The sequence below is a fragment of the Thermoplasmatales archaeon genome (assembly GCA_014361245.1).
In the GTDB taxonomy this organism is placed as follows: domain Archaea; phylum Thermoplasmatota; class E2; order UBA202; family JdFR-43; genus JACIWB01.
In genome coordinates this window covers 1-4,443 of the sequence record JACIWB010000068.1, presented here as the reverse complement: position 1 = coordinate 4,443, position 4,443 = coordinate 1, and the positions used below count along the sequence as shown (strand labels likewise).

The 4,443-nt window shown below is 32.7% G+C and carries 6 protein-coding genes; 2 read left to right on the top strand and 4 right to left on the bottom strand.

Features of this window, described 5'->3' with window-relative positions:
* Together H5T45_07335 and H5T45_07330 are read left to right on the top strand one after the other, a co-directional pair.
* On the top strand, positions 1-860 hold an 860-nt coding region (locus H5T45_07335; GenBank protein MBC7129513.1), incomplete at its 5' end, for a GHMP kinase.
* Entirely contained in the window at positions 838-1,389 is a 552-nt protein-coding gene (locus H5T45_07330) for an SIS domain-containing protein (GenBank protein MBC7129512.1), read from the top strand. The genes H5T45_07335 and H5T45_07330, both read left to right, overlap by 23 nt.
* On the opposite strand, the gene H5T45_07325 is transcribed toward H5T45_07330, so the two are convergent.
* The 4 genes from H5T45_07325 to H5T45_07310 all read right to left on the bottom strand — a co-directional run.
* Positions 1,381-1,509: an SWIM zinc finger family protein gene (locus H5T45_07325; GenBank protein MBC7129511.1), complete on the bottom strand. Its 129-nt coding sequence runs from the start codon at positions 1,507-1,509 to the stop codon at positions 1,381-1,383. The two genes, H5T45_07330 and H5T45_07325, sit on opposite strands and share 9 nt — an antisense overlap.
* A gap of 19 nt (positions 1,510-1,528) precedes the next feature.
* Complete coding sequence (locus H5T45_07320; protein MBC7129510.1) at positions 1,529-2,575, bottom strand: glycosyltransferase family 4 protein; 1,047 nt, start codon at positions 2,573-2,575, stop codon at positions 1,529-1,531.
* Positions 2,572-3,543 carry a glycosyltransferase gene (locus tag H5T45_07315; protein MBC7129509.1) on the bottom strand — a complete coding sequence of 324 codons (972 nt, stop codon included), beginning with the start codon at positions 3,541-3,543 and terminating at the stop codon, positions 2,572-2,574. Before H5T45_07315 ends, H5T45_07320 begins: the two co-directional genes overlap by 4 nt.
* A 21-nt stretch (positions 3,544-3,564) precedes the next feature.
* Positions 3,565-4,443 (bottom strand): polysaccharide biosynthesis C-terminal domain-containing protein (locus tag H5T45_07310; GenBank protein ID MBC7129508.1); only part of this gene is annotated, 879 nt, incomplete at its 5' end.

Genomic DNA, 4,443 nt, shown 5'->3' with positions numbered 1-4,443 from the left:
TTATAATAAAAGAGCCGGCATTTAATATTGATTATAGTATAAATTTGGAAAATGGGAATACTAAAGGAGAAAAATCTCCTTTTTTTGATGCAATAATAAAGCGTTTTAAGCCAGAGCAGGGTTTTTATTTAATCTCTCACCTCGACACGGAATACGGCTCCGGCTTGGGTTCTTCTTCTGCAATGATGGTTTCATTGGTCGGAGCATTTAAAAAATGGCTGAATATAAACTTAAATGAATATGAAATAGCAGAATTAGCGTATAAAATAGAAAGGGAAGATTTAGGCATTGCTGGAGGAATGCAGGATCAATATGCAAGCACATTCGGTGGATTTAACTTTATAGAATTCAAAAAAGATGATGTAATTGTAAATAGAATGAAAATAAAAAATGATGTTATAAATGAATTACAATTCCGCCTTATATTGGTAAATCTTCATACACCTCGTTTTTCTGGTATAATTCACAAGCAGATGCAGAAAACAATGTATAGTTCAGAAGTGCTTGAGCATTATGAAGAAATTAAAAAGCTTGCTGTTGAGATAAAAAATAGGATATACAAAGGAAGCTTTGAAGATTTTGGGGAATTGCTAAAAGAAGAATGGGAGCATAAAAAGCAGTTGAGCGAAGGAATAACAAACCCTCAAATAGATGCTTTCTTTGAAAAATGCGAAAAAAATGGAGCACTTGGCTATAAATTGCTTGGGGCTGGTGGAGGAGGGTATGCATTGCTATTTACTGATGAAGAGCATAAGCACGAGCTGATAAAATCCCTTGCTGGATATGAATTGAGAAATGTTGAATTTGTTAAGAATGGACTTGAAATTTGGGGATTAGATGACTCCAAAAGAATACATTGAAGAAGGAATAAGAGCAAGACAAAGCATAAACATAGATGAAATTGAAGAAGTAGCAAACATAATGGCTGATGCATTAAAGAAAGACAAGAAGATTATTGCCTTTGGCAACGGTGGCTCCGCAGCCGATGCCCAGCATTTTGTTGCCGAGCTTGTTGGTAAATTCCTGCTTACAAGAAAGCCATATAAGGCAATTGCCCTCAATACAAACACCTCTATTCTAACTGCAATAGCAAACGATGATGGCTATGAATTAATCTTTAAAAGACAAGTAGAAGCATTAGTGGATAAAGGCGACATTGTTCTTGGAATAAGCACATCAGGAGAAAGTGAGAATGTTCTTTATGCAATAGTAGAAGCTAATAGACGAGGAGCATACACCATAGCCCTCACAGGCAAGAGCGGTGGCAAGCTAAAGGCATACGCAAACAAAACAATATTCGTGAATTCGGAGCTAACCCCAATTATACAGGAGACGCATATCACTATTTTGCATATGCTATGTATGGAATTGGAAAAAAAGTTAAAGTGAGCGCATTTTCTTAACTTTCTCAATATGTTTGCAATTTTTATTAAAAATATATTCTTTGCATGTGCATGCTAATCCATTTCCTTTATCATAAACAAAAGCATCATCCACTTTAAATAGCATATATCCTATTTTTCTACTTTCATATTATTTCTTCATAAACTTCTTTTGTCTCTTTTGCTGTTTTTTTCCAATCAAATTTTTTTGCATGAACAATCAATTCTTTTTCTGGCTTTTTTTCTTCAATTGCCTTCATTATTGCTCTTGCAAAATCTTCTTCGCTATTTGAAGAATAAAATGCCTTATCCTGCAAAATTTCTCTATTTATTTCATTATCAAGGCATACGACATTTGTTCCACATGCCATTGCTTCTAAAGGAGGCAAACCAAATCCTTCAGCCAGAGATGGCCATACAAATAAATCAACATTGCTGTAATATTTTCTCAGCATATCGTCATCAACTCCTTTAAGCCATTCGACTTTTAAGTTATTTTTCAAAATGAAATCCTTCCATTTATTCCACCATTTCATACTTGTTTTGCTCTCTTTTCCAACTATGAAAAAGTTAAAATCCTCACCATACTTTTCTCTTAAAATTTTCATTGCCTTTAGCACGAGATGGGCATTTTTATAAAATCTTAACTCACTTACAAAAAGAAGAGAAGGAGATATTTTTTCTTTAAATTCCTTGTCTTTATCTGGGTAAAATTTTTCATCAACTCCTTGATAAATAACTCTTATCCTATTTTCCCTTATTTTAGTAATTCTTATTAAGTCATTTTTTGTTGCATTACTTACGCAAATTATTCTTTTTGCTTTCCTTATCAATGGTAAGCAAGCAAGCCACAATCCTTTTTCAAAAACATTTATTGTTTCCTTTACTTCAGGAATATCCTTTAGCCCAATAACATCATGAACAGTAACGATATCTGCATACTTTGTAGCTGTAAATTGAGAAGATGCATGGTAGATATCATATTTCTTTTTTGGCTTACTGAAATATTGTAGCCCCATCACCCAGATTCTATTAATAGCTGGATTTATTCCTATTTCTTTTTCATTCAAAATTATTTTTTCAATATTAATTCCTAACCCATTTAGACCATTTATAAGATCTTCTTCGTACCTACCTACTCCAACATATCTTATGTATCTCGAACTCTGAAATGTTAATAGACCAACCTTCATTTTCTCATTCCCTTAATATATCCAATTCCCCAGGCAATATGGGCAATTGGGATAAGAAAAGCCGATTTTATTATTCTTTTTCCATTTTTATATTTAGAATAGGAAGTTGCTGAACCATATAAGCAAAGAAGAAAATAAGAAATTAAAAAAGCAAAGAGTAAATAAAGGAATATTGGAGAAAAGAAAATCCAGAAAACTATTGAAAAAATTATATAAATTGGCAGTAAAATTATTGCAAGAGATGGCAAAACATGGAAAATGCTTGCAAGCTCAGGATATTTTTTATTTGCAATCGCCCGCCCAAGCCCATATCTATATATCTGCTTCCAAAATCCTTTTAAGTTATTCCTTCTCTTATGAGGCATGCCAATATCTGGGTCAAAAATAATTTTTCCTCCTCTTTTCCTTATTTCATAGTCAAAAACAACATCTTCAGCAGTTGGCAGGCTTTCATCAAATTTTATTCCTTTAATAAATTTCATATTATATGCGGAATTGCATCCTGGATTATGCTCAATTTCAGTAATTTCGCTATAAACTTTTCCATATCTTGCTGTGCCAGTAACGAAGCGAGATGAATAAACAATATCAACGCATTTAGCAAAATCATTATCGCTATCTGGCGAGAAGTTTGCTCCTCCTACGCTTGCAACATCATTTTCTTCAAAATCTTCAACTATTTTTTCAAGCCAGTTAGGCGGCGGCAGGCAATCTGCATCTGTAAAAGCTATGTATGGCGTTGCTGCATTTTCCAGAGCTTTGTTGCAAGCACTTGCCCTTGTAGCTCCTTCATCAAAAATAACCTTTGCTCCATATTTTTTTGCTATCTCTACTGTATTATCCTCTGAATGCCCATCTACAACAAGAATTTCAAAATCTTTGAATTTTTGATTTTTAAGAGCAAGCAAGCATTCTTCTAGATCTTTCTCGCAGTTCATCGTTGGAATTATAACTGTTATTTTTTTCATTGCAATCGTTATCTTTAACATTTATTTATTTTTTATCTCATCCCTTACATACCCAATCATCTTAAAAGGATTTAATGCATCTGCAAAGAAAACAAAATCTTCTTTCTTAAATTCTCCCAAAATAAATAGAACAAAGAAATAAATTAAAAAGCAAAGCATGGAAAATGCAATAAGATAATACCATCTTGCTATTGTAAAAAATTTGGTGGTATAAATTATAGCAAAATATGAAATAATCGCAGAAATTGCATGCATCACTACTTTGTAATTAAATCCAGTTTTTGCAATCTTAAATGAAACAATTCTTATGTAAATCAGCCCTGCTAAATAAGAAAAAACTATTGCCATTGCTCCTCCAATCAACCCGATTTTCGGGAGCAAAATTAGATTTAATATTACATTTGAAAATGCTATTATTGCGAGCCTATTCCTCTCATATTTTGGCATATTCATTCCAGATAGCATTGTTGAGTAGGGTGAGCTCAATGCTTCCAATATTAAAAAAATAGGGAAAATTTGCAAAACTGAGATGGCTGGCAAATATTTATCACTGATAAGAATATGAATTACTGCATATGAAAGAGAAATCATTGTAGCTACTATTGGAAATACAATCATGCTTAGGTATCTCTCAGAAATTTTTGTAACTCTCTTTATTTCTTCTAAATCATTTTTTGTATATAGCTCTGATACAATTGGAAATAAAAGACTTGTAACCGCTGAAATAAAGAGAACAAGGAATCGGGAAAGATTTGAAACAGCAAAATATTGTCCAACCTCTTCTGCCCCATAAAAAATTTGGATTGCAACTCTATCAAAATTTGTTACTATAAGCGATGATGCGCTTCCTATTGCAACTGGAATTGCAAAAGAATAATAGGATTTAAAATAATCAAAAGA